The organism is Pseudomonas sp. 1152_12 (genome assembly GCF_052850675.1).
Map to the genome: position 1 here is coordinate 170,166 of NZ_VXCW01000007.1, position 24,612 is coordinate 194,777.

Here is a 24,612-nt window from a genome sequence, read left to right on the forward strand (position 1 = left end):
AACAAATCATGAGGCCAACATGCTTAAACACGCAGTCATTCCGCTTTTAGTGAGCGCCGGCCTTATGGCCGCAGCCCCTTTCGCCCAAGCGGCGACTAACCTGGTGTTCTGCTCCGAAGGGAGCCCGGCCGGTTTTGACCCAGGCCAGTACACCACCGGAACAGACTTCGATGCTTCAGCCGAAACCATGTTCAACCGTCTGACCCAGTTCGAACGCGGCGGCACCGCTGTGATTCCTGGGCTAGCCACCCGTTGGGACGTGTCCCCGGATGGCCTGACGTACACCTTCCACTTGCGTGACGGTGTCAAATTCCACACCACCTCGTACTTCAAGCCGACCCGTACCTTCAATGCCGATGACGTGCTGTTCACGTTCAACCGCATGATCAACAAGGACGATCCGTTCCGCAAAGCCTACCCCACCGAGTTCCCGTACTTCACGGACATGGGGATGGACACCAACATCAAGAACATCGAGAAAGTCGATGACCACACCGTCAAGTTCACCCTTGGCACCGTGGACGCTGCTTTCATCCAGAACCTGGCGATGAGCTTCGCTTCGATCCAGTCGGCTGAATACGCCGCCCAACTGTTGAAAGAAGGCAAGGCACAAGACATCAACCAGAAGCCAATCGGCACTGGCCCGTTCGTGTTCAAGAGCTACCAGAAAGATTCCAACATCCGTTACACCGGCAACAAGGATTACTGGAAGCCTGAAGATGTGAAGATCGACAACCTGATCTTCGCCATCACCACCGACCCGTCGGTGCGTATCCAGAAGCTGAAGAAAAACGAATGCCAGGTGACCCTGTTCCCACGTCCAGCCGACCTCAAGGCGCTGGGTGAAGACAAGGACTTGAAACTGCCGCACCAAGCCGGTTTCAACCTGGGCTACATCGCCTACAACGTGATGCCGGTGCTCAAAGGCCAAACCGCGCCTAACCCACTGTCGGACATCCGCGTGCGTGAAGCCCTGGACATGTCGGTGAACAAGCAGCAGATCATCGACTCCGTGTACCAGGGTGCCGGCCAACTGGCCGTCAACGCCATGCCGCCGACCCAATGGTCCTACGACACCACCATCAAGGATGCCCCGCATGATGTGAGCAAAGCCAAGGCTTTGCTCAAGGAAGCGGGCGTCAAGGAAGGCACCGAAATCACCCTGTGGGCGATGCCGGTTCAGCGTCCGTACAACCCGAACGCCAAGCTGATGGCTGAGATGCTGCAGAACGACTGGAAACAGATCGGCCTGAAGGTCAACATCGTCAGCTACGAGTGGGGCGAGTACATCAAGCGTTCCAAAGGCGGCGAGAACCAGGCCATGATCATTGGCTGGAGCGGCGACAATGGTGACCCGGACAACTGGCTGAACGTGCTGTTCGGCTGCGACTCGCTGGCCGGTAACAACTTCTCCAAATGGTGTGACAAGAAATTCGACGGTATCGTGAAAGAAGCCAAGGCTACGTCGGATGTCGCCAAACGCACCGAGCTGTATAAGCAGGCGCAACATATCCTCAAAGATGCAGTCCCGATGACACCTATCGCGCACTCGACGGTGTATCAACCCATGCGCAACACCGTGCAGGACTTCAAAATCAGCCCATTCGGCTTGAACTCCTTCTATGGCGTGAGCGTAAGCGGCAAGTAAGGATTAATAACGGCGACGTTTCACAACGTCGCCGTTATTGCATCCGCCTAGACCGTAGGAAACAGGCCACGACCGCCGTCATTGCGTCTTACAGCAATGAGCCGCGACGTATAGCTCCGTTACCTACAAGGTCAATCCGTATTGGCGCATTTACTGCGAAGTCCGCGACCCATAACGTCGTAGGACAGCAGAAGCACCAATCACGGAAAGGCACTTGCTGTGTGTGGGATCAGTGATGTCTCCCAGGCAGAAGCCTGGGTGATTGCTCGCTGATAACAACAACAAACAAGGATCGGGATCGTCATGCGCCATACCACCGTTCTATCCGCAATTTTTGGCACCAGCTTGCTGGCTGTGGCCACGATGGGCCAAGCCGCCGACAAGAAGAGCCTGGTGTTCTGCTCTGAAGGCAGCCCGGCCGGGTTTGACACCGCGCAATACACCACCGCCACCGATAACGATGCGGCCGAGCCGCTGTATAACCGCTTGGTCGAGTTCGAAAAGGGCGCGACCAACGTGGTGCCTGGGCTGGCAACCAAGTGGGATATTTCCGAAGACGGCCTGACTTACACCTTCCACCTGAGGGAGGGAGTGAAGTTCCACAGCAACAAGGAGTTCAAGCCGACGCGCGACTTCAACGCCGACGACGTGCTGTTCACCTTCAACCGGATGCTTGACCCCGAGCACCCGTTTCGCAAGGCCTACCCCACCGAGTTCCCGTACTTCAACGGGATGAGCCTGAACAAGAACATTGCCAAGGTCGAGAAAACCGACCCGCACACCGTGGTGATGACCTTAAATTCGGTCGACGCTGCGTTCGTACAAAACATCGCCATGAGCTTTGCCTCGATTCTGTCGGCCGAATACGCCGAGCAGTTGCTTAAAGAAGGCAAACCCAGCGACATCAACCAGAAGCCGATCGGCACTGGCCCGTTTGTCTTCCAGCGCTACCAGAAAGACTCGCAGATTCGATATTTGGGCAACAAACAGTACTGGGACCCGAGTCGGGTCAAGCTCGATCAACTGATCTTCGCCATCAACACCGACGCATCGGTGCGGGTGCAGAAGCTCAAGGCCGGTGAATGCCAGATCACCCTGCACCCACGCCCGGCCGACGTCGACGCCCTCAAGGCCGACCCGAACCTGCAACTGCTGACGAAGCCAGGCTTCAACCTCGGCTACATCGCCTACAACGTGCGCCATAAACCTTTCGACCAGCTCGAAGTGCGCCAGGCGTTGGACATGGCAGTGAACAAACAAAGCATCCTGAATGCCGTGTACCAGGGCGCTGGCCAACTGGCGGTTAACGCCATGCCGCCGACCCAGTGGTCCTACGACGACACCATCAAAGACGCCGCCTACAACCCGGAAAAAGCCAAGGAATTGCTCAAGGCTGCCGGCGTGAAGGAAGGCACCGAGATCACCCTGTGGGCGATGCCGGTGCAACGGCCGTACAACCCCAACGCCAAGTTGATGGCCGAGATGCTGCAAAGCGACTGGGCCAAGATCGGCCTCAAGGTCAAGATCGTCAGCTATGAGTGGGGCGAATACATCAAGCGCACCAAAAACGGTGAGCACGATGTCAGCCTGATCGGTTGGACCGGCGACAACGGTGACCCGGACAACTGGCTGGGCACGCTTTACAGCTGCGACGCCATCGGCGGGAACAACTACTCCATGTGGTGTGACCCGGCGTACGACAAGCTGGTCAAGCAAGCCAAGGTCGTCACCGACCGCGAACAAAGGACTGTTCTGTACAAACAGGCGCAGCAACTGCTCAAGCAGCAGGTGCCGATCACGCCAGTCGCCCACTCGACGGTCAACCAGCCGTTAAGCGCCAAAGTCGAAGGGTTCAAAGTCAGCCCCTTCGGCCGCAACGTGTTCTCGGGCGTCAGTATCACCCCATAAGAAAATAACCGGATTGCAGGGAGCGACGTTGGCTCCCAGGTAAACGTGCAGCCTTTTGTTGGGAAACTTCCTACGGCAAACGTTTGCAAGGCTTGAACGAGTTACACACCCAATAGCCGGTTCACCTAAAAAGACCGGCATTAAAAAGAGAACCAAAGGAGCTTCACCCATGAAACTGAGCAGCAAAGCGCTTCTGGCCCTGGCCATCAGCAGCATCACGGCAACCGCCTTCGCTGAACCCACCAGCCAGGAATTCGTTCCTACCACACTGGCCGGCACCAGCGCCCAAAGCGAGGCCAAAGGCTTTATCGACGGTCAAAGCCTGGGTGGTACTACCCGTAACTGGTTCTCCAGCGAGCGTAAATTCCGTGGCCAGCGCTTCTCTTATAAGAAGCACGGCGTGAAAGAAACCGACGCCAACCGGACGAACTGGCTGCAAGGCACCATCCTTAACTACTCCTCAGGCTTCACCCAAGGCACCGTGGGCGTGGCGACCGAAGTGGCGGCTTACAACGTTGTGGCCCTGGACCGCAGCAAGCGTGACATCAAGGGCGGTTCCAACCGTACGCTGGCTGACTCCGACGGCGATGCCGTAGGCCAGTGGAGCAAACTGGGCCTGGCCAACGTCAAGTTCCGTGTCTCGAACACCACCTTGACCGCCGGTCGCCAGAACTTCAGCAGCGGCATTGTCGACACCATCGGCAACCGTGCGCTGCCTTCGAGCTTTGAAGGTGTGTCGTTCGACAGCCAGGAATTCAGCAACCTGTCGTTCCAGGGCGGTATCTTTGATCGCGTGTCGCCACGTACCGAGCAGAGCCTGTCGAAATTCCGCTCCGAGTACGGCAACGGCCAGGAAACCGACAAGGTCAAAACCCTGGGCTTCAACTACCAGCCGTTCAAGAGCCTGAAAACCAGCGTTTTTGCCGCTAACGTCGAAGACTTCTGGAATCAGTACTACTTCGGCGCTACCCACGAACTGGGTGATGCTCAGACGCTGGCCCTGACGACCGGCCTGAACTACTACAAAACGACCGATACCGGTAGCAAGAAGATGGGCAAGATCGACAACGACACCTACTCGTTGTCTCTGGGCCTGACTCACCAGGCCCATAGCCTGACCTTCGCCTACCAGGCCGTTAACGGTGACGAATACTTCGACTACCTGCACGAAACCAACGGCATCTATCTGGCCAACTCCCTGACGTCCGACTTTAACAGCCCGAACGAGAAATCCTTCCAGGTTGCCTATGGCCTGAATATGGCTGAATACGGTGTGCCAGGCTTGAAATTCAACGTTTACTCGGCTCGCGGCTGGGGCATTGACGGTACTCACTACACTGGCACCGCCTACGGCGAATCGGGTGTAGCCCGAAGCGACCTGCGCCTGATGAACGGTGAGACCCACCAGGAATACGGTGTTGGTGCGACATACGCCCTGCAAAGCGGTCCGCTTAAAGCCAGCACCATTCGTGGTACCTACGTGACTCACCGCGCCAGCGCCCAACAGGCTGACGGCAACATCCGTGAGTTCCGCCTGGTCACTACCATCCCGTTCAACATCCTTTAATTAGCGCCAGGTAGACGGCGGGTTCATGACGAACCCGCCGTCTACGCTTGTCTGGTTCAATCGATTGCAGAGGGCTCTGAATGAAAATGCTCCCGCTACAAGCTGCCATTGCCGCTGCGCTGTTGAGCGTTGCGATCGGCGTTTCAGCCAAACCGCTGGTGGTCTGCACCGAAGCCAGCCCGGAAGGTTTTGACCCGGTTCTGTACACCACCGCAGTAACCGCCGACGCCGCCGCTGAAACCATGTTCAACCGCCTGGTGGACTTCAAGCCCGGCACCACCGAAGTTGTACCGGCACTGGCCAAGGCCCTGCCCGAGATCAGCGCTGATGGCCTGACCTACACCTTCCACCTGCGTGACGACGTAAAGTTCCACACCACCGACTACTTCAAACCCACGCGCAACATGAATGCCGACGACGTGCTTTGGAGTTTCCAGCGCCAGCTGGACCCGAACCACCCTTGGCATAACAAGTCCGCTGTGGGCTACCCGTACTTTGAAAGCATGGGCTTCAAGGAACTGCTCAAGAGCGTAACGAAGACCGACGACCATACCGTTGTCTTCACCCTGACCCGTCCTGAAGCACCGTTCCTGGCCGACCTGGCCATGGCGTTTTCCTCGATCCATTCCGCCGAATACGCCGACCAGTTGCTCAAGTCCGGCAAGACCGATGACCTGAACGCCAAGCCGATCGGCACCGGCCCGTTCATCTTCACCCGCTACGCCAAGGACGCCCAAGTGCGCTTCAAGGCCAACCCGGATTACTTCCGTGGCAAGCCACCGGCTGACCCGTTGATCCTGGCCATCACTACAGACAGCAACGTGCGCCTGCAAAAGCTCAAGGCCAACGAATGCCAGATCGCGCTGTATCCCAAGCCCGATGACGTGCCGAGCGCCAAGGCTGATCCAAACCTGAAAGTCGCGGAACTGGCGGCCATGACCACCAGCTACACCGCCATGAACACCACCCACAAGTACATGAGCGACGCCCGGGTGCGTCACGCGATCAACATCGCGTTCGACAAGAAAGGCTACAACGAATCCCTGTACGGCAAAGGCAACTCCATCGATGCCACGGGCCCATACCCGCCAACCCTGCTGGGCTTCAGCGACAAGCTGAAAAACCCGCCGCGTGACCTGGACAAGGCTCGCGCCCTGCTCAAGGAAGCCGGCGTACCGGAAGGCACCGAGTTCACCCTGTTCACCCGTAACGGCGGCGGCCCGACTAACCCCAACCCAATGCTCGGCGCCCAGCGCATGCAGGCGGATTTGGCGCAGATTGGCCTGAAGGTCAATATCAAAGTCATGGAATGGGGCGAAATGCTCAAGCGCGCTAAAAACGGCGAGCACGACATGGTTTCCGCTGGCTGGGCAGGCGATAACGGCGACCCGGATAACTTCCTCACGCCGAACTTGAGTTGCGACGCAGCGAAAAACGGCGAAAACTACGCCCGCTGGTGTAACAAAGAGTTTCAAGACTTGATCGACAAGGCACGCGCTATCGCTGAACCCGCCCAGCGCGCTGCACTCTATGAACAAGCTCTGGAGGTTTTCGAGAAGGACCAACCATGGATTCCCATGGCTTACCCGAAAATGTTCACCGCCATGCGCAAGAACGTCGAAGGCTTTACCCAAAGCCCTCTGACTACCAATAACTTCGCCACCACCCAGGTGAAGTAATAAGAGAAGACGCTCGGCACCGTCGACATTGACGGTGCCGGACCTGCCTAACCGGCTGATTGAGGTACACAACAAGATGTTTAGTTTTATTGCCCGCCGATTGGGGTTATTGATCCCCACGTTTTTCGGCATCACGTTGCTGACGTTTGCGTTGATTCGCATGATTCCCGGCGACCCCGTAGAAGTCATGATGGGCGAACGCCGTGTCGACCCCGAGATGCACGCACAGGCAATGGAACGCCTTGGCCTGAACAAGCCACTCTATGCGCAATACTTTGACTATGTAGGCAAGCTCGCCCACGGCGACCTCGGCGAATCCCTGCGCACGCGCACCAGCGTGTGGACCGAATTCACCGCCCTCTTCCCTGCGACCCTGGAACTGTCCATGGCCGCCCTGTTGTTCGCCGGTATCCTGGGCCTGTTGGCCGGGGTGATCGCGGCCCTTAAACGAGGATCCCTGTTCGACCATGGGGTGATGGGCATCTCCCTTGCGGGATATTCGATGCCGATCTTCTGGTGGGGCCTGATCCTGATCATGTTCTTCTCGGTAAGCCTGGGCTGGACCCCGGTTTCCGGGCGTATCGACCTGCTCTACGACATCGCGCCGCGTACCGGTTTCATGCTAATCGACACGCTGCTGGCTGACGAGCCAGACGCGTTCTTCGACGCCCTGCACCACCTGATCCTGCCGGCCATCGTGCTCGGCACCATCCCGCTGGCCGTTATCGCGCGGATGACCCGTTCGTCGATGCTCGAAGTACTGCGTGAAGACTACATTCGCACCGCCAAGGCCAAAGGCCTGTCGCCAGCGCGCGTGGTGTTCGTGCACGGCCTGCGTAACGCGCTGATCCCGGTACTGACCGTGGTCGGCCTGCAAGTCGGCACCCTGCTGGCCGGTGCGGTACTGACCGAAACCATCTTCTCGTGGCCTGGCATCGGCAAATGGCTGATTGAAGCCATTGGCGCGCGGGACTACCCGGTGGTGCAAAACGGCATCTTGCTGATCGCCTGCCTGGTGATCCTGGTGAACTTCGTGGTGGATATCCTCTACGGCTTCGCCAACCCACGCATCCGTCACCAGCGCTGAGATCATGACCATGACCACACCTACTCAAGTGTCAGCAGTCGATCAAAGCCTGCTGTATCCGTCCCCGTACAAAGAATTCTGGCAAGCTTTTTCCAAGAACAAAGGCGCAGTTGCTGGCCTGCTGTTCATGTTGCTGATCGTGTTCTGCGCGATCTTCGCCCCGTGGGTTGCGCCGCATAACCCGAGTGAGCAATACCGCGACTTCCTGCTCACCCCACCGGTCTGGCTGGAAGGCGGGCAGATGCAGTTCCTGCTCGGCACCGATGAACTGGGCCGTGACCTGCTCTCGCGCCTGATCCAAGGCTCGCGCCTGTCACTGCTGATCGGTTTGTCGTCGGTGGTGATGTCGTTGATTCCGGGCATCCTGCTGGGTCTGTTCGCCGGGTTCTTCCCGCGCCTGCTTGGCCCAACCATCATGCGCTTGATGGACATCATGCTGGCCCTGCCGTCGCTGCTGCTGGCTGTGGCCATTGTCGCGATCCTCGGCCCTGGCCTGATCAACACCGTGATCGCCATCGCCATCGTGTCGTTGCCATCTTATGTGCGTCTGACCCGTGCTGCAGTGATGGGCGAACTCAACCGCGACTACGTGACAGCCGCCCGCCTCGCCGGCGCCGGCCTGCCACGCCTGATGTTCATCACCGTGCTGCCTAACTGTATGGCGCCGCTGATCGTGCAGGCCACCTTGAGCTTCTCGTCAGCGATTCTCGATGCCGCGGCCCTGGGCTTCCTCGGCCTTGGCGTACAGCCACCAACCCCTGAATGGGGCACCATGCTGGCTTCGGCCCGTGACTACATCGAACGCGCCTGGTGGGTGGTGAGCTTGCCTGGTTTGACCATTTTGCTCAGCGTGCTGGCAATCAACTTGATGGGTGACGGCCTGCGCGATGCGCTGGACCCGAAACTCAAGAACGCCGCCTGAGGAGATTCCCATGTCACTGTTAGAAATCAAGAATCTCAACGTCCGCTTCGGCGACAAGACCGCCGTGCCGGTGGTCGATGGCCTCGACATTTCCGTCGACAAAGGCGAAGTCCTGGCGATCGTTGGCGAGTCGGGCTCGGGTAAATCCGTGACCATGATGGCGCTGATGGGCCTGATCGAGCACCCCGGCATCGTCACCGCCGACGCGCTGAACTTTGACGGCAAGGACATGCTCAAGCTGAGCAACCGCCAACGCCGTCAGATCGTCGGCAAGGACTTGGCGATGGTGTTCCAAGACCCGATGACCGCGCTGAACCCCAGCTACACCGTGGGTTTCCAGATTGAAGAAGTGCTGCGCCTGCACCTGAAAATGTCCGGCAAGCAAGCACGCAAACGCGCCATCGAACTGCTCGAAAAAGTTGAAATCCCGGGCGCCGCCAGCCGTATGGACGCCTATCCGCACCAACTCTCCGGTGGTATGAGCCAGCGTGTGGCCATCGCCATGGCAATTGCCGGCGAGCCAAAACTGCTGATCGCCGATGAACCGACCACGGCCTTGGACGTGACCATCCAGGCGCAGATCATGGAACTGCTGCTGGCCCTGCAGAAAGAGCAGAACATGGGCTTGGTGCTGATCACTCACGACTTGGCAGTCGTGGCCGAAACCGCCCAGCGCGTGTGCGTGATGTACGCTGGCCAAGCCGTTGAAGTCGGTCAGGTGCCGCAGTTGTTCGACATTCCGGCGCACCCATACAGCGAAGCGCTGCTCAAGGCAATCCCCGAGCACAGCCTTGGCGCCGCGCGCCTGGCTACGTTGCCGGGTATCGTACCTGGGCGCTATGACCGCCCACAGGGTTGCCTGCTGTCGCCGCGCTGCCCGTATGTGCAGGAATCCTGCCGTGCCCAGCGCCCCGGCCTTGACCCGAAAAGCAACAGCCTCGCGCGCTGCTTCTACCCCTTGAACCAGGAGGTGGCGTAATGGCCGTCGTTCTTACCGCCCGCGACCTCACCCGTCACTACGAAGTGTCCCGTGGCCTGTTCAAGGGCCACGCACTGGTACGCGCGCTTAATGGTGTGTCGTTCGAGCTGGAAGCCGGCAAGACCCTCGCCGTGGTAGGCGAATCAGGTTGCGGCAAGTCCACCTTGGCTCGTGCGCTGACGCTGATCGAAGAACCGTCGTCTGGCTCCTTGAAAATCGCCGGCCAGGAAGTTGCCGGCGCCGACAAGGCCCAGCGCAAGCAATTGCGCAAAGACGTGCAGATGGTGTTCCAAAGCCCCTACGCCTCGTTGAACCCGCGCCAGAAGGTCGGTGACCAGCTCGGCGAGCCGCTGTTGATCAACACCAACCTGTCCGCCGCCGAACGCCGCGAAAAAGTCCAGGCGATGATGAAGCAAGTGGGCCTGCGCCCTGAGCATTATCAGCGCTACCCGCACATGTTCTCCGGCGGCCAGCGCCAGCGCATCGCCCTGGCTCGCGCGATGATGCTGCAACCTAAAGTGCTGGTGGCGGATGAGCCAACATCCGCACTCGACGTGTCGATCCAGGCCCAGGTGCTGAACCTGTTCATGGACCTGCAGCAGGAATTCAACACCGCCTATGTGTTCATCTCCCACAACCTGGCGGTGGTGCAACACGTCGCCGATGATGTGATGGTGATGTACCTCGGCCGCCCAGTAGAAGTCGGCCCCAAGGAAGACATCTACGCGCGCCCGCTGCACCCGTACACCCAGGCGCTGCTGTCGGCCACCCCGACCATCCACCCGGACCCGAACAAGCCAAAGATCAAGATTGTCGGCGAACTGCCCAACCCGCTGAACCCACCGCCTGGCTGCGCTTTCCACAAGCGTTGCCCGTATGCCACGGCGCGGTGCAGCAGTGAGGAGCCGCAGTTGCGAGCGTTGGATAACCGTCAGGTGGCTTGTCACTACGCGGAGCAGTTTGTGGCTTGACGCCGAAATAAAAATGCCCCGGCAGTTCAATCCGGGGCATTGCTTGAGTTCTACAGCCCTTCCCATCAGGTTGCGCATCAGCCTGGCGGGAGGGGCTTTCTTTTTTGCGCGCTCATCAACAGTTTTCTATTACTAATACCCGCTAGGTATTCGAAAGCAATCTAACAACCTGTCAGTTCTCACAGTAGTCAGCCACACCTGTATGCATTTTCATGGGCTCTCAAACTTTATCCAACGGACGGGTAATCGCTCATGACAACGTTCACTGTTTTTTTCTGCGGCACCGGCTCAACTAAATTCGATGATAGCAACGCCAATTATTGGAACGGCGAACTCATCTCCACACTGGCGCAAAACACCCAAAGCTTGAGTAAAGAGTTTGCCGAGTGGATCGTTATCGACGGCCCCGGCAGCGGTAACTTGCAAGCCGATGAGATGTTTACAGAGTCAGGCAATTACCATCAACTCAAGGGGACAGCCTTGGGGTCGGGCTGGGAAGAAAACGTTATTCACGCCGCCAACATCATGAAGGGCACGTTTACCTGGCAACGAGAGAAACTGACCGAGGAAAACTACAACCAACTGCAGAAGGCCGGCGTGCCCATTGAAGAGGTCAAGATCACCGGCAGTTGGTACTGGCGCACCTACGATTACGGTACGCGCAAAGTCACGCAACAAGCGCTGCAAGAGCAGATCATCAAGACCTTTCGTAAAGACGGCATCATTCCGACCCAAGTAAATCTGGTCGGTTGGAGCCGTGGCGGCATCAGCTGCCATATGCTCGCCAATGCCATGTTGAATGACAGCGCCTTAAAGACAGTACCCGTCAACATCTTCGCCGTCGACCCTGTTCCTGGGCTCCTGAACTTCCAGGATAGCCGGGTAAAGCTGGGTAGCAACGTTAAAGAGTACGTGGCTTTTTATGCTAGAGATGAGCGCTCACTGGGCTTCGCGTGTGTGGTGCCTGAATGTGATAAAACCACCAAAGTTCATATCTACCCCATGCCCGGCCGCCATGCGACCTTAGTCGGCAATGCTGCCGCCAATGGCAATCAAGGTGCAAAGCTCTATGCAGAACCAGGCCAACTTGTCCGCCACTTTGCAGAGGTGTGCCTGACGCGTTGGGGTGTGCGCCTGGAAAAGAAACTTAATCTCTCGTCAGCACAAATTAATGAACAGCTCGCCAAGATAAAAGATGACATGGGCGGGTATGTAAAAATGCGCAGCACGGTGTACACCACCAGTACGCAAACTGCAGGTGAGCGCAGTATTAACCAGGGCAGCAAGGATATTAAATTTACCGCGGCTACCCGTGCCGACTATAGCCCGGAGGCGGGGCTTTCAATCGAACATATCCTGAGCAGCGACTACTTTAAAGATATAGGCTAATCGCCATAGTGAGTGTTCTACAGCCCCTCCCTCCGGACGGTACACACGTAGGGTGGAAGGGGCTTTTTTATCACTCAGGTATCGCTGTCGCCTTCGGTGTCATCGTCGCCTGGCGGAGCTTGCTGGTCATCATAATCCTTGGAGCCGCCCTGATCTTCATCACCGGGCTCTGCCTCGCTCTTAGCCAGTTGCAAACCACCGGTCTGCACCGTCTTCGCAGCCACAAACCCTGCCTGGCTGCTCTGCACCGGGTTATGCGCCCACGCCGCCGACATTCCCAGAGACATCAGCACCAACATTTTTATCAACAGCACTACTCGTTGAAAAATACTCATGGTCGATTTCCGTCCAGTCAGTAGATGAATCCGCACGGCGCCGGTTTACCGTCGCCTGGCGAGAAGCGAGTCCCAATGCGGGGGGTTGCGCCAGGCCTCAGGTGTCGCCGTCGTCATAGGTTTCGCTGTCCTCACCTTCGTTATAGGGGTTTTCCGCATCCTCCTTGGGCGCGGGCTGGGCTTGGGGTTGCCAACTGCCGGAGTTGACCTCGTTCTGCTTTTTCTTGGTCACCGGGCCGGTGTCTTTCCACTGTGGCGTGCCTGCATCGGCCAGCACCGGTATGTGTGCCAGCCCTAGGGCCGCCAATAGCATCACGCGGATAGCGCGTTGAGTTATACGCACACAGGTCTCCTATTCCATCGACAAGTGGGTGACGTATTCGAAACGCTAGACCGGATACACGGTTCTCGCCAACTTCTCGCCACACGGCGATCAGAATAGGGGGCCTTGAAAACGGGCTAAGCACGGCCTTGTTCCAACGACATCGAGGACAATCCTATGCTGATGTCGAGAAGGAATACTGCCCCTTGAAATAACTTACAGACCTCGTTCGACACGTCTGAAATTTGCAACATCATCGCACTGTATATTGCTCAATTCAAAGCAGACGAATAGAGTTTTGACTTCTTCACTGGAGTCGGAAAACCCAATATGAAGTATCGCCCTATATCTCGCTCACTTGAAAGGTTATTAAAGGATATCTATGAGGATAGCGATGTTTCTCTGATTGAGTTCAAGAAACTCCAAGCAGAGTCGGACCGGCGCTGGGAGGGCGTGATTGAAAGATTTGGTAATGACAGCACACTTGTCGCCTTTCAAAGCGCCATGGACGTTACCCTACATTTACTGTACCTCAGCGTAGATCATATTAAAAATCTAGAGCTCAGTGACTTTAACGAAGCGATGGTAAAGGATGCTGTGATTGCGCAAATTGAAACGGCTCGCGCGGGCGCTGAACTGGCGCTGAAACAACTTCCCGCCGGGCCGAACGGCTTACAAACTTAACGTTCATTGGCAACCTGTTAAAAAGGGCTAAGCCATAAGGACTTCGCCCTTTTTTGTGCCGTTTGGACCTTAATGATGCTCATGCCCCCGGGGCATGTGCCATGCTCTTACCTAAACCCCGACCCGGTAAAAAATCTTACGTAAAAAAACTTTAAGCCATGACACAGTAAGACAGTTCTGAAATTTGTAAAAGTTCAACAGAATTTATTGCATCTATCGAATACCACGCACTAAAGTCCCGGCATCCATCCATTGCCGAGCTTACCAAAATGAAGCGAATTCTTACCCTACTTTCAGCCTTCATCGTCTTATTAAACATCACCGCCTGCGCAGGTTTGTACAACACCACCTACAATGACAACTGGGACTATTCCGAGCGAAATAAGGATGGGCAACTGTCAAGACAGGAATGGAGTATATATATGGATGACCGCTACGTTAAAACAGCCACAGAACGGGGTTACACCAATAAATCAGAGTTTGATGACGCCGCCTTCAAGACTGCAGACAAAGATACCAACGGTTTTATCTCACGCCCCGAATATGACCGCTTTGTCAATGAGGCAACGACCAACAGTTACTTCCCAATTAAAAGGTAGTCAGTTGAATGCTCGCCTGAGTCGTTCCAGCATTAGTCGCTGATACGAAACTCACCAAGAGGGGCCATACGAATCGTATGGCCCCTATCGTTTTTTAGTGATGCTCGCGGGTCGCGCGGAATTTCACATCCGGCCAGCGCTCTTCCATCAGCGCCAAGTTGACCCGCGTCGGCGCCAGGTAGGTCAGGTGACCACCGCCGTCCACCGCAAGGTTTTCCACAGCCTTGTTGGAGAACTCTTCCAACTTCTTCTTATCGCTGCAATCGATCCAGCGCGCGGAGTACACGGTGATCGGCTCGTAGGAGCACTCGACCTTGTATTCCTCTTTCAAGCGGCTGGCGACCACGTCGAACTGCAGCACACCGACGGCGCCGAGGATGATGTCGTTGCTGCGCTCGGGGAAGAACACCTGGGTGGCGCCCTCTTCCGCCAATTGCTGCAGGCCTTGGCGCAGTTGCTTGGACTTGAGCGGGTCACGCAAGCGCACGCGGCGGAACAGTTCCGGGGCGAAGTGCGGGATACCGGTAAAGCCCAGCACTTCGCCTTCGGTGAAGGTGTCACCGATCTGGATAGTGCCGTGGTTGTGCAGGCCGATGATGTCGCCGGCGTAGGCTTCTTCGAGCTGTTCGCGCTCGGAGGAGAAGAACGTCAGGGCGTCGCCGATGCGCACGTCCTTGCCGGTGCGCACGTGGCGCATCTTCATGCCTTTTTCGTATTTACCGGAGCAGATACGCATGAAGGCGATACGGTCGCGGTGTTTAGGGTCCATGTTTGCCTGGATCTTGAACACGAAACCGGTGAATTTCTCTTCGACCGGTTCCACCGTACGCTCGTTGGCGACGCGGGCCAGCGGCTTCGGCGCCCAGTTCACGACGGCATCGAGTACGTGGTCGACACCGAAGTTGCCCAGCGCAGTGCCGAAGAACACCGGCGTCAGTTGGCCGTCGAGGAATTCCTGCTGGTTGAACTCGTGGCAAGCGCCCTGCACCAGTTCCAGCTGATCAACGAAGCGGTCGTACTCGTCACCCAGGTGGGCGCGGGCTTCGTCGGAATCGAGCTTCTCGATGATCTTGACGTCGGTACGCTCGTGGCCGTGACCGGCGGTGTAGACAATGATGTAGTCGTCGGCCAGGTGGTACACGCCCTTGAAGTCGCGGTAGCAACCGATTGGCCAAGTGATCGGCGCAGCCTTGATCTTCAGGACCGCTTCAATTTCATCCAGCAGCTCGATCGGGTCGCGGATGTCGCGGTCGAGTTTGTTGATGAAGCTGACGATCGGCGTGTCGCGCAGGCGGCACACGTCCATCAGCGCGATGGTACGTGGCTCAACGCCTTTACCGCCGTCGAGGACCATCAAGGCCGAGTCCACTGCCGTCAATGTGCGATAGGTGTCTTCGGAGAAGTCTTCGTGGCCCGGCGTGTCGAGCAGGTTGACCATGTGGTCGCGATACGGGAACTGCATGACCGACGTGGTAATGGAAATACCCCGTTGTTTTTCCATTTCCATCCAGTCGGAGGTGGCATGGCGGTCGGATTTTCGGGATTTCACCGTGCCGGCCACCGCGATTGCCTTGCCCATCAGCAACAGCTTCTCGGTGATGGTGGTTTTACCGGCATCGGGGTGGGAAATAATGGCGAAAGTGCGGCGTTTCGCGACTTCGGCGGCCTGGTGGGTCATGGGAAATCGCCTAGCAGGTGAGTCAAAAAAGGGCGGCGAGTATAGCGCAAACCCAGGGAGCCAGACCACCGTTCACCCGATTGGGGGTGGCTAAATGCTGCCAAGTGTGGAACCTTTTAAAAGGTAGAGACGTCCACTCCCCTGCTATCGCACTCGGAACAGGGGCTGAAAAATCAGCAAGTTAGCCTGACGAGGCTGCGCTCATGGTTCGAACTCATACCGCCTTGCCGGTATAGGCGAGCTGCTTTTCGCGACCCCATTCAGAGGCAGCCAGAAATGGCATGCCGCAGAGAATTGTGTTCGCCGACAGAAGAAAAAAAGGAGTCCGCCTGTGGCTATTCGCTATGGCAAAGGGCTGATAGGAGGCGTGATCGTGGTCGCTCTCCTGGCCCTGCTGATCCACTGGATCGGCATTAACACGATCGAACTGTACCGCGACGATTTGTTGTTTTACCTGCAAGCACATCTGTTCCTCGTTCTAGTCTCCATGCTGGCTGCCCTCGTTGTAGGGATCCCTGCCGGTATCCTGCTCAGCCGACCGAACATGGTCGGGCGCGCAGAACGCTTCATGCAGATCTTCAACATCGGCAACACCGTCCCTCCCCTGGCCGTACTGGCCATCGCCCTCGGCGTCCTCGGCATCGGCAGCGGCCCGGCGATCTTCGCGCTGTTCCTCGCCTCCTTGCTGCCCATCGTGCGCAACACCTATGAAGGTCTGAAAAACGTGCAAGGCTCCCTCAAAGAAGCCGCCACCGGCATCGGCATGACGCCGCGCCAGGTGCTGTTTCGCGTGGAACTGCCGAACGCCGTGCCGATCATTATCGGCGGTGTGCGCGTGGCCCTGGCGATCAACGTCGGCACCGCACCGCTGGCCTTCCTGATTGGTGCCAACAGCCTGGGCAGCCTGATCTTCCCCGGCATCGCCCTGAACAATCATCCGCAGCTGCTGCTCGGTGCGGCATGTACCGCGTTGCTGGCATTGCTGCTCGACGGCCTGGTAACCATGGCCAGCCGCCTCTGGCTGGAACGCGGGCTGCGTGCGTCTTAAGGCTTGGCCCCGTCTTAGGCCTGAAAGAGGAACCAACATGAAAAAACTGACGTTGATATTGAGCTGCGTCCTGCTGCTGGCAGGTATTGCGCAAGCCGCTGAAAAACCGGTGATCCGCATCGGTGCCCGGGTGTTTACCGAACAGACGTTGCTCGCCGAAATCACGGCCCAGTACCTGCGCACCAAAGGCTATGACACCCGCGTGACCGGCGGTCTGGGTAGTAACCTGGCGCGCAGTGCCCAGGAAAGCGGGCAGCTGGATATGCTCTGGGAATACACCGGGGTGTCGCTGGTGAATTACAACCATGTGGACGAGAAACTCAGCAGCGAAGAGTCCTACGCACGGGTGAAAGAACTCGATGCAAAACGAGGCCTTGCCTGGCTGTCGCCGTCGAAATTCAGCAACACCTACGCGTTGGCGCTGCCAGAAAACGTGTCCAAGGAATTCCCTCAGATCAACAGCATCAGCGACCTGACCCAAGCCTTGGAGCAAACAAACAAAGGCACGCGCCTGGTGGCCCTGGACACCGAATTCGCCAACCGTTCCGATGGTATGGACGGCATGGTCAAGCTGTACGACATGAACCTGACCCGCGAAAACACACGCCAGATGGACGCCGGCCTGGTCTATACCGCGCTACGTAATGGCCAGGTGTTTGCCGGTTTGGTCTACACCACCGACGGTCGCCTAAGTGCCTTCAAATTGAAGCTGCTGGAAGACGACAAACATTACTTCCCGGACTACACCGCCGCCCCCGTGGTGCGCCAGGCTTACCTCGATGCTCACCCGCAACTGGCGGCTGACCTCAAGCCGTTGGCCGCGCTGTTCGACGATGAAACCATGCGTCAATTGAATGCGCGAGTCGACGTCGACCATGAAAGCCCGTCCGCTGTCGCCGCAGACTTCCTGCGCCAACATCCGCTCAACTGATAAGAGGAGAAGACATGGAATTCCTGAACGCCTTTTCCCATCTTGATTGGGCACTCGTACTGCACCTGACCTGGCAGCACATCACCTTGGTCGGTATTGCCGTGATCTTGGCGATTATCGTCGGCGTGCCCCTGGGCGTGTTGATGACCCGCTTCCCAACCCTGGCCGGTCCGCTGCAAGCCAGCGCCACGGTATTGCTGACCGTGCCATCCATCGCCCTGTTCGGCCTGCTGCTGCCGTTCTACTCCAGGTTCGGCCAGGGCCTGGGGCCGATGCCGGCGATTACCGCCGTGTTCCTCTACTCCCTGCTGCCGATCATGCGTAACACCTACCTCGCCCTCACGGGCGTGGAGCCTGGCATTCGCGAAGCCGCCAAAGGCATCGGCATGACCTTCGGCCAGCGCCTGCGCATGGTCGAGTTGCCCATCGCTGTACCGGTGATCCTCGCCGGCGTGCGCACCGCCGTGGTGATGAACATCGGCGTCATGACCATTGCCGCCACCATCGGCGCCGGTGGCCTGGGTGTACTTATTCTGGCTTCCATCAGCCGCAGCGACATGTCGATGCTGATCGTTGGCGCCGTGCTGGTCAGTCTCCTGGCCATCTTCGCCGACCTGCTTCTGCAATGGCTGCAACGCTCGCTGACTCCAAAAGGACTGCTCAAATGATCGAACTTCAAAACCTGACCAAGACTTTTCAAAGCAACGGCAAAACTGTGTCCGCCGTGAACGACGTAAGCCTGACCGTCAACGAAGGCGAGATTTGCGTATTCCTCGGCCCGTCGGGCTGCGGCAAGAGCACCACGCTGAAAATGATCAACCGCCTGATAAAGCCCACCTCGGGCAAGATCCTGATCAATGGCGAAGACACCACCGACCTGGATGAGGTGACCCTACGTCGCAACATCGGTTATGTGATCCAGCAGATCGGCCTGTTCCCGAACATGACCATCGAGGAAAACATCGTGGTGGTGCCCAAGCTGCTCGGTTGGGACAAGCAGAAATGCCACGACCGCGCCCGCGAATTGATGAGCATGATCAAGCTGGAACCCAAGCAGTACCTGCACCGTTACCCGCGTGAACTGTCGGGTGGCCAGCAACAGCGGATCGGTGTGATCCGCGCGTTGGCGGCCGATGCACCGTTGCTGCTGATGGACGAACCGTTCGGTGCGGTCGACCCGATCAACCGCGAGATGATCCAGAACGAGTTCTTCGAGATGCAACGCGCGCTGAACAAGACCGTAATCATGGTCAGCCACGACATCGACGAAGCCATCAAACTGGGCGACAAGATTGCGATCTTCCGCGCCGGCAAGCTGCTGCAGATCGACCATCCAGACACCTTGCTGGCGCATCCGGCTGACGAGTTCGTCAGCAACTTCGTCGGCCAGGACAGCACCCTCAAGCGCCTGCTGCTGGTTAAAGCCGAAGATGCAGCCGACAACGCCCCGTCGGTTAGCCCAGAAACGCCAGTGGCGGATGCGCTGGAACTGATGGATGAAACTGACCGTCGCTATGTGGTGGTCACCTGCGCCGAGAACAAGGCGCTGGGTTATGTACGACGTCGCGACCTGCACCGTCAGACCGGCACCTGCGGCCAGTACTTGCGCGAGTTCAACGCCACGGCGGCGTATGACGAGCATTTGCGCATCCTGCTCTCGCGCATGTACGAGTTCAACCGCTCGTGGTTGCCGGTGATGGACGCGGAGCGAGTGTTCCTGGGTGAGGTGACTCAGGAGTCGATTGCCGAGTACCTCAGTTCCGGTAAGTCGCGTGGCGGTAAGACCAGTATTGTGTCGCCTGCCGAGACCGCCCTGGCCTGACACAACGTGGTAAAAAATGTGAGAGGGGGCTTGCTCCCGATGGCGGTGTGTCAGTTACTTCATCTGTCACTGATCCACCGCTATCGGGAGCAAGCCCCCTCCCATATTTCCCCTTCGGTGAGTCAGGGAAATCGCCTCGATTACCACTCGACGGGGAACATCAATCCGTCACACCTGTCGGTTACATAAGTAGCTGCACGAGGTCCTGCGACGAACGCGTGCAAAAACGCGACATTTTTAGTTGATCTATGGCCCCTCACGTCCTAAAGTTCGCGCCGAACGTCCATGCTGGAAACGATCCATCCGGCTCAAGTACTGACGACGAGACAGCAAGGCCAAGGGCAGCGGTTATTCCCATGGCCTTTTTGCTTTCGGCGACATGCCTTGGGAAGTAGGCGAACCAAAGTGGGGATACGGAGGACGTTCATTTGCACCCATTGTTTATTAAAGTTTGCCCTTAGGAGTTCCAGCATGTCGATCAACGTCGAAGATTATTTCGCGCGCGCCACTTTTGACAAAATGAAGGCGTTCGCCGACAAGCAAGAAACCCCGTTCGTGGTGATCGACACCGCGATGATCAGCCAGGCCTACGATGACCTGCGCGCCGGTTTCGAATTCGCCAAAGTCTATTACGCGGTCAAGGCCAACCCGGCTGTCGAGATCATCGACCTGTTGAAAGACAAAGGTTCGAGCTTCGACATCGCCTCGATCTACGAGCTGGACAAGGTCATGAACCGTGGCGTCAGCGCCGACCGTATCAGCTACGGCAACACCATCAAGAAATCCAAGGACATCCGCTACTTTTTTGATAAAGGCGTGCGCCTGTTCTCCACCGACTCCGAAGCCGACCTGCGCAACATCGCCAAGGCCGCGCCGGGCTCGAAAGTCTATGTGCGTATCCTCACCGAAGGCTCGACCACGGCTGACTGGCCTCTGTCGCGTAAATTCGGCTGCCAGACCGACATGGCGATGGACCTGCTGATCCTCGCCCGCGACCTGGGCCTGGTGCCTTACGGCATCTCGTTCCACGTCGGCTCGCAACAGCGCGACATCAGCGTATGGGACGCGGCCATCGCCAAGGTCAAAGTGATCTTCGAGCGCCTGAAAGAAGAAGATGGTATTCATCTGAAGCTGATCAACATGGGCGGTGGCTTCCCGGCCAACTACATCACCCGCACCAACAGCCTGGAAACCTACGCCGAAGAAATCATCCGTTTCCTCAAGGAAGATTTCGGCGACGACCTGCCGGAAATCATCCTGGAGCCGGGCCGTTCGTTAATCGCCAACGCCGGCATTCTGGTCAGCGAAGTAGTATTGGTTGCACGTAAATCGCGCACCGCAGTCGAGCGTTGGGTGTACACGGATGTGGGCAAGTTCTCCGGCCTGATCGAAACCATGGACGAAGCCATCAAGTTCCCGATCTGGACCGAGAAGAAAGGCGAAATGGAAGAAGTGGTCATCGCTGGCCCGACCTGCGACAGCGCCGACATCATGTACGAAAACTACAAGTACGGCCTGCCGCTGAACCTGGCGATTGGTGACCGGATGTACTGGTTGTCGACGGGCGCGTACACCACCAGCTACAGCGCGATTGAGTTCAATGGCTTTCCGCCGTTGAAGTCTTACTACGTGTAAGCAGCACGGTTAATAAAAAGCCCATGACATGTCATGGGCTTTTTTATACGACGATATCCTCGCGAGCGACCTTCCCGATGACAAAAATCTGCATATCCATCCTGCCATCGCCCGTGGTATCCATCCTGAAAAGCATCCGCTGAGCGTTGCGGTCGTAATTGACAAGCACGTCACCACGCCCAGCAATAAACGTTGGGTTGTTCGGGTCCTGAGGTGTTCTGTGATCAAGAGGCAACCGGGAAACAAAGTTCAGCGGGCCTGATTGCTCGCGTATTGCGGAAAAATCGAGTTTGTCCTTGCCGCTGACAAAATCCATGACCAGGTTCGGCTTACCACTGGACGTGGCATCAAAGGCAAAGGTGTTCGCCCCTTCCCCGCCCCACATCTGTGCGCCGCCACTGCCGCCATACAGAATGTCCCTATCACGACCGCCCCGCAGGACATTGAAGGCCGCATTGCCAATTAACGTATTCTTGCCTTTACCGCCCCTGGCCTCTTCGATCGTCACACCATGGGCAATGCCGACATTACCCTCCAAGCCGCCAACTGAAGAAAACGAGCCCGCGTTGAGGTTTATCGTCTGATCTTGCGTGAATTCAGAGAAATCGAGGGTATCCCAGCCATGCTCCAGACGACGACAAGACCTTCTCGACACACTTCGCCAACCAGGTCGCCGGTCGTACGGCACTGTTGACCACCAGTTTCCACTTCTGAACGCGGCAAACTTTTAGCCCAAAGCCCCACGCATCGGATGCGCAGCGCTTTTACGCGTAAAACAGAATATTTCTCGTTAAGCCACGGCATAATGCGCGCCGTGACCTATCTATCCTGCTCAGCGAGGCCGTCAGACGTGTTGAAGAAAACCCTGTTCCAGTTGCACTGGTTCTTCGGCATTAGCGCCGGGCTGGTGCTGGCGTTGATGGGGATCACCGGGGCGACGGTCTCGTTCCAGGATGAAATTCTGCGGGCGCTCAACCCGACGGTGCTGCACGTCGAAAAGCGCGAAGCCGGCGTGCTGCCGCCTGCCGAGCTGGTGCGCAAGCTTGAGGCCATCGAAGGCAAGACCGTGTCGATGCTGTGGGTGGAAAGCGAAAGCGCCAACGCCGCGCGGGTGATCTTCAGCGCACCGCCCGACGCGCGTCGTGGCCAAATGCGCTACTTCGACCCGTACACCGGCGACTACATGGGCGACGCTGTCGGCCAGGACTTCTTCGGTTTTGTGCTGCAACTGCACCGCTTCCTAGCCATGGGCGACACCGGCCAGCAAATCACCGGCGCCTGTACGCTGATCCTGGTATTTTTCTGCCTTTCCGGCCTGTACCTGCGCTGGCCGCGCCAGGTGGCGAGCTGGCGCGCCTGGCTGACACTGGACTGGCGCAAAAAGGGTCGCAGCTTCAACTGGGATTTGCACTCGGTGTTCGGCACCTGGTGCCTGCTGTTTTATCTGTTGGCCGCGCTGACCGGCCTGTATTGGTCCTACGATTGGTACAACCAGGGCCTGACCAAACTGCTTTCCGACGACCCGCAAAATGAACGCATACGCAAGCGCGGGCCGGCGCCTGAAGGCCCCGCGCCGGTCGCCAATTACGACGCCATCTGGAGCAGTATCTACGCCAGTGCTGGCCCCGGCTTAAGCGCTTACAACATCCGCATGCCGGCCATCGCCGGGCAACCGGCCATTATTTATTACCGGCTCAAATCATCACCTCACGACCGCGCGCTGAACCAGATTAACCTCGACCCAGCCACCGGCGAGGTCAACGTCCATAACAGGTACGCCAGCAAGACCCTCAAGGCGCAATTGCTGACCAGTATTTACGCACTGCACACTGGCAGTTATTTCGGACTGGTGGGCCGCATCATTCTCACCCTCAGCGCGTTGTGCATGCCGCTGTTCTTTATCACCGGCTGGCTGCTGTACCTCGACCGTCGCCGCAAGAAACGCCACGTGCGCGACGCACGCAAAGGCCTCGGCGCCGCCCCTGGCGATGCCCCGGCCTGGTTAGTCGGCTTTGCCAGCCAGAGTGGCTTCGCCGAGCAGCTTGCCTGGCAGACGGCTGGGCAATTGCAGGCCGCCGGCCTGCCGGTGAAGGTACAGCCCTTGGGCAGTGTCAGCCAGGACGATCTGCGCCAGTCAGACAATGCGTTGTTTGTAGTCAGCACCTTCGGCGACGGCGAAGCTCCCGACAGCGCCCGTGGTTTTGAGCGCAGCGTGCTCGGCCAGGACCTGGCGCTTAAAGGCCTTAACTACTCGGTGCTGGCCTTGGGTGATCGTCGGTACGAACACTTTTGTGGTTTTGCCCGGCGCCTGCATTTCTGGCTCACCCATCAGGGCGGCAACCCGCTGTTCGCGCCGGTGGAAGTCGACAGTGGTGACACCGGCGCCTTGCTCACCTGGCAACAGCAACTGGGCCAACTCACCGGTCACGCGCCTGCAGCGGTATGGCAGACCGCCCAGTACGAAAACTGGACACTCACCCAACGTACCTTGCTCAATCGTGACAGCGTCGGCGCGAACATTTACCTGCTGGGCCTCACACCGCCGTCACCAAAAAGCTGGCTGGCAGGTGACTTGGTGGAAGTACTGCCGCGCAATGACCCTCGCGCCGTCGAACACTTCCTCGAAGGCCTGGGCCTGGCCGGCAGCGACGGCGTATTGATCGACGGCCTGGCGCAGCCCCTCAACCAAGCCCTGGCTACACGCCAACTGCCGGACAACCGTGCGCACCTGGTCGGCCTGCACGCTCAGGCGCTGGTGAACGCACTGGTGCCTTTAAGCCTGCGCGAATACTCCATCGCCTCGATTACCAGCGACGGCGTATTGGAACTGATCGTGCGCCAGGAACAGCACCCCGACGGTAGCCTGGGCCTGGGTTCCGGCTGGCTGACGGAGTACGCCGCCATAGGTTCAAGCATTAGCCTGCGCCTGCGTTGCAACAGTGGTTTTCACTTGCCAGAGGCGCCAGTGCCGCTGATTCTGCTGGGCAACGGCACTGGCCTTGCCGGTCTGCGCAGCTTGCTCAAGGCTCGCATTGCCGATGGCCAGCAGCGCAACTGGCTGCTGTTCGGCGAACGCAATATCGCCCATGACTACTTATGCCAGGAGGAGCTGCAAGGCTGGTTGGCCAGCGGTGATCTGGCCTTGCTGGATCTGGCGTTTTCCCGTGATCAGGAAGAGAAGATCTACGTGCAGGACCGTCTACGCGAATCGGCGGACGTGTTGCGCCGATGGCTGGCAGACGGCGCCGCAATTTATGTCTGCGGCAGTTTGCAGGGCATGGCGACTGGCGTGGATCAGGTGCTGCACGAGGTGCTCGGCAGCGCGACGGTGGAGCGCTTGATTGAGCAAGGGCGCTATCGTCGGGATGTGTATTGAGCCGCTGAAGGAACATAGATCAACATGTGGGA

21 protein-coding genes are annotated in these 24,612 nt (G+C 57.9%); 17 read left to right on the top strand and 4 right to left on the bottom strand.

Annotation, left to right across the window (positions count from 1 at the left end):
• Positions 1-19 precede the first annotated feature (19 nt).
• The 9 genes from FW764_RS15225 (at position 20) to FW764_RS15265 (ending at position 12,150) form a co-directional block, all read left to right on the top strand.
• Positions 20-1,648, top strand: coding sequence for an ABC transporter substrate-binding protein (locus FW764_RS15225; RefSeq protein ID WP_446434611.1), 1,629 nt, complete (start codon positions 20-22; stop codon positions 1,646-1,648).
• A gap of 363 nt (positions 1,649-2,011) precedes the next feature.
• Positions 2,012-3,556, top strand: coding sequence for an ABC transporter substrate-binding protein (locus FW764_RS15230; protein ID WP_446434747.1), 1,545 nt, complete (start codon positions 2,012-2,014; stop codon positions 3,554-3,556).
• 169 nt (positions 3,557-3,725) lie between these two features.
• Entirely contained in the window at positions 3,726-5,123 is a 1,398-nt protein-coding gene (locus FW764_RS15235) for an OprD family outer membrane porin (protein WP_446434612.1), read from the top strand.
• Positions 5,124-5,203: 80 nt separating this feature from the next.
• On the top strand, positions 5,204-6,802 hold the full coding sequence (locus FW764_RS15240; RefSeq protein WP_446434613.1) for an ABC transporter substrate-binding protein: 1,599 nt from the start codon (positions 5,204-5,206) through the stop codon (positions 6,800-6,802).
• Positions 6,803-6,878: 76 nt separating this feature from the next.
• Positions 6,879-7,889 (top strand): ABC transporter permease subunit, encoded by a 1,011-nt coding sequence (locus FW764_RS15245; protein ID WP_446434614.1) that lies wholly within the window; start codon positions 6,879-6,881, stop codon positions 7,887-7,889.
• A 10-nt stretch (positions 7,890-7,899) separates the two neighbouring features.
• Positions 7,900-8,811 (top strand): ABC transporter permease subunit, encoded by a 912-nt coding sequence (locus FW764_RS15250; protein WP_407021885.1) that lies wholly within the window; start codon positions 7,900-7,902, stop codon positions 8,809-8,811.
• Positions 8,812-8,821: 10 nt separating this feature from the next.
• Positions 8,822-9,790: an ABC transporter ATP-binding protein gene (locus FW764_RS15255; protein WP_446434615.1), complete on the top strand. Its 969-nt coding sequence runs from the start codon at positions 8,822-8,824 to the stop codon at positions 9,788-9,790.
• Positions 9,790-10,761, top strand: coding sequence for a peptide ABC transporter ATP-binding protein (locus FW764_RS15260; protein ID WP_017138288.1), 972 nt, complete (start codon positions 9,790-9,792; stop codon positions 10,759-10,761). The genes FW764_RS15255 and FW764_RS15260 overlap by 1 nt, the downstream gene beginning before the upstream one ends.
• A gap of 252 nt (positions 10,762-11,013) precedes the next feature.
• Positions 11,014-12,150 (top strand): hypothetical protein, encoded by a 1,137-nt coding sequence (locus FW764_RS15265; protein ID WP_446434616.1) that lies wholly within the window; start codon positions 11,014-11,016, stop codon positions 12,148-12,150.
• A gap of 74 nt (positions 12,151-12,224) precedes the next feature.
• Here FW764_RS15265 and FW764_RS15270 read toward each other — a convergent pair whose 3' ends face one another.
• Positions 12,225-12,485, bottom strand: a complete 261-nt coding sequence (locus FW764_RS15270) for a hypothetical protein (RefSeq protein ID WP_446434617.1) — start codon at positions 12,483-12,485, stop codon at positions 12,225-12,227.
• Positions 12,486-12,582: 97 nt separating this feature from the next.
• Positions 12,583-12,828, bottom strand: a complete 246-nt coding sequence (locus FW764_RS15275) for a hypothetical protein (RefSeq protein ID WP_446434618.1) — start codon at positions 12,826-12,828, stop codon at positions 12,583-12,585.
• A 309-nt stretch (positions 12,829-13,137) separates the two neighbouring features.
• On the opposite strand from FW764_RS15275, the gene FW764_RS15280 reads away from it, so the two are divergent.
• On the top strand, positions 13,138-13,491 hold the full coding sequence (locus FW764_RS15280) for a hypothetical protein (protein WP_446434619.1): 354 nt from the start codon (positions 13,138-13,140) through the stop codon (positions 13,489-13,491).
• 269 nt (positions 13,492-13,760) lie between these two features.
• The gene (locus FW764_RS15285) at positions 13,761-14,090 is read left to right on the top strand and encodes a hypothetical protein (protein ID WP_446434620.1); all 330 of its coding nucleotides are present in this window, start codon (positions 13,761-13,763) and stop codon (positions 14,088-14,090) included.
• A gap of 94 nt (positions 14,091-14,184) precedes the next feature.
• Here the strand turns inward: FW764_RS15285 and FW764_RS15290 are convergent, their stop codons facing one another.
• The gene (locus FW764_RS15290) at positions 14,185-15,768 is read right to left on the bottom strand and encodes a peptide chain release factor 3 (protein WP_197625220.1); all 1,584 of its coding nucleotides are present in this window, start codon (positions 15,766-15,768) and stop codon (positions 14,185-14,187) included.
• 331 nt (positions 15,769-16,099) lie between these two features.
• On the opposite strand from FW764_RS15290, the gene FW764_RS15295 reads away from it, so the two are divergent.
• From FW764_RS15295 to FW764_RS15315, 5 genes are all read left to right on the top strand, one after another.
• Positions 16,100-16,816 carry an ABC transporter permease gene (locus FW764_RS15295; protein WP_446434621.1) on the top strand — a complete coding sequence of 239 codons (717 nt, stop codon included), beginning with the start codon at positions 16,100-16,102 and terminating at the stop codon, positions 16,814-16,816.
• Positions 16,817-16,853: 37 nt separating this feature from the next.
• On the top strand, positions 16,854-17,747 hold the full coding sequence (locus FW764_RS15300; protein ID WP_446434622.1) for a glycine betaine ABC transporter substrate-binding protein: 894 nt from the start codon (positions 16,854-16,856) through the stop codon (positions 17,745-17,747).
• 14 nt (positions 17,748-17,761) lie between these two features.
• On the top strand, positions 17,762-18,415 hold the full coding sequence (locus FW764_RS15305) for an ABC transporter permease (RefSeq protein WP_446434623.1): 654 nt from the start codon (positions 17,762-17,764) through the stop codon (positions 18,413-18,415).
• The gene (locus tag FW764_RS15310; RefSeq protein WP_017138294.1) at positions 18,412-19,569 is read left to right on the top strand and encodes an osmoprotectant ABC transporter ATP-binding protein OsmV; all 1,158 of its coding nucleotides are present in this window, start codon (positions 18,412-18,414) and stop codon (positions 19,567-19,569) included. Before FW764_RS15305 ends, FW764_RS15310 begins: the two co-directional genes overlap by 4 nt.
• A gap of 471 nt (positions 19,570-20,040) precedes the next feature.
• Entirely contained in the window at positions 20,041-21,204 is a 1,164-nt protein-coding gene (locus FW764_RS15315) for a type III PLP-dependent enzyme (protein WP_446434624.1), read from the top strand.
• Positions 21,205-21,247: 43 nt separating this feature from the next.
• Here FW764_RS15315 and FW764_RS15320 read toward each other — a convergent pair whose 3' ends face one another.
• Positions 21,248-21,859, bottom strand: a complete 612-nt coding sequence (locus FW764_RS15320) for a M10 family metallopeptidase C-terminal domain-containing protein (protein WP_446434625.1) — start codon at positions 21,857-21,859, stop codon at positions 21,248-21,250.
• Between the two features lie 195 nt (positions 21,860-22,054).
• On the opposite strand from FW764_RS15320, the gene FW764_RS15325 reads away from it, so the two are divergent.
• The gene (locus FW764_RS15325; protein ID WP_446434626.1) at positions 22,055-24,580 is read left to right on the top strand and encodes a PepSY domain-containing protein; all 2,526 of its coding nucleotides are present in this window, start codon (positions 22,055-22,057) and stop codon (positions 24,578-24,580) included.
• Positions 24,581-24,612 lie beyond the last annotated feature (32 nt).

Excerpts from the sequence above, each read along its gene's own strand:
- FW764_RS15225 (WP_446434611.1), top strand. The coding sequence starts at position 20 with ATGCTTAAACACGCAGTCATTCCGCTTTTAGTGAGCGCCGGCCTTATG.
- FW764_RS15230 (WP_446434747.1), top strand. The coding sequence starts at position 2,012 with ATGGGCCAAGCCGCCGACAAGAAGAGCCTGGTGTTCTGCTCTGAAGGC.
- FW764_RS15235 (WP_446434612.1), top strand. The coding sequence starts at position 3,726 with ATGAAACTGAGCAGCAAAGCGCTTCTGGCCCTGGCCATCAGCAGCATC.
- FW764_RS15240 (WP_446434613.1), top strand. The coding sequence starts at position 5,204 with ATGAAAATGCTCCCGCTACAAGCTGCCATTGCCGCTGCGCTGTTGAGC.
- FW764_RS15245 (WP_446434614.1), top strand. The coding sequence starts at position 6,879 with ATGTTTAGTTTTATTGCCCGCCGATTGGGGTTATTGATCCCCACGTTT.
- FW764_RS15250 (WP_407021885.1), top strand. The coding sequence starts at position 7,900 with ATGACCACACCTACTCAAGTGTCAGCAGTCGATCAAAGCCTGCTGTAT.
- FW764_RS15255 (WP_446434615.1), top strand. The coding sequence starts at position 8,822 with ATGTCACTGTTAGAAATCAAGAATCTCAACGTCCGCTTCGGCGACAAG.
- FW764_RS15260 (WP_017138288.1), top strand. The coding sequence starts at position 9,790 with ATGGCCGTCGTTCTTACCGCCCGCGACCTCACCCGTCACTACGAAGTG.
- FW764_RS15265 (WP_446434616.1), top strand. The coding sequence starts at position 11,014 with ATGACAACGTTCACTGTTTTTTTCTGCGGCACCGGCTCAACTAAATTC.
- FW764_RS15270 (WP_446434617.1), bottom strand. The coding sequence starts at position 12,485 with ATGAGTATTTTTCAACGAGTAGTGCTGTTGATAAAAATGTTGGTGCTG.
- FW764_RS15280 (WP_446434619.1), top strand. The coding sequence starts at position 13,138 with ATGAAGTATCGCCCTATATCTCGCTCACTTGAAAGGTTATTAAAGGAT.
- FW764_RS15285 (WP_446434620.1), top strand. The coding sequence starts at position 13,761 with ATGAAGCGAATTCTTACCCTACTTTCAGCCTTCATCGTCTTATTAAAC.
- FW764_RS15290 (WP_197625220.1), bottom strand. The coding sequence starts at position 15,768 with ATGACCCACCAGGCCGCCGAAGTCGCGAAACGCCGCACTTTCGCCATT.
- FW764_RS15300 (WP_446434622.1), top strand. The coding sequence starts at position 16,854 with ATGAAAAAACTGACGTTGATATTGAGCTGCGTCCTGCTGCTGGCAGGT.
- FW764_RS15305 (WP_446434623.1), top strand. The coding sequence starts at position 17,762 with ATGGAATTCCTGAACGCCTTTTCCCATCTTGATTGGGCACTCGTACTG.
- FW764_RS15310 (WP_017138294.1), top strand. The coding sequence starts at position 18,412 with ATGATCGAACTTCAAAACCTGACCAAGACTTTTCAAAGCAACGGCAAA.
- FW764_RS15315 (WP_446434624.1), top strand. The coding sequence starts at position 20,041 with ATGTCGATCAACGTCGAAGATTATTTCGCGCGCGCCACTTTTGACAAA.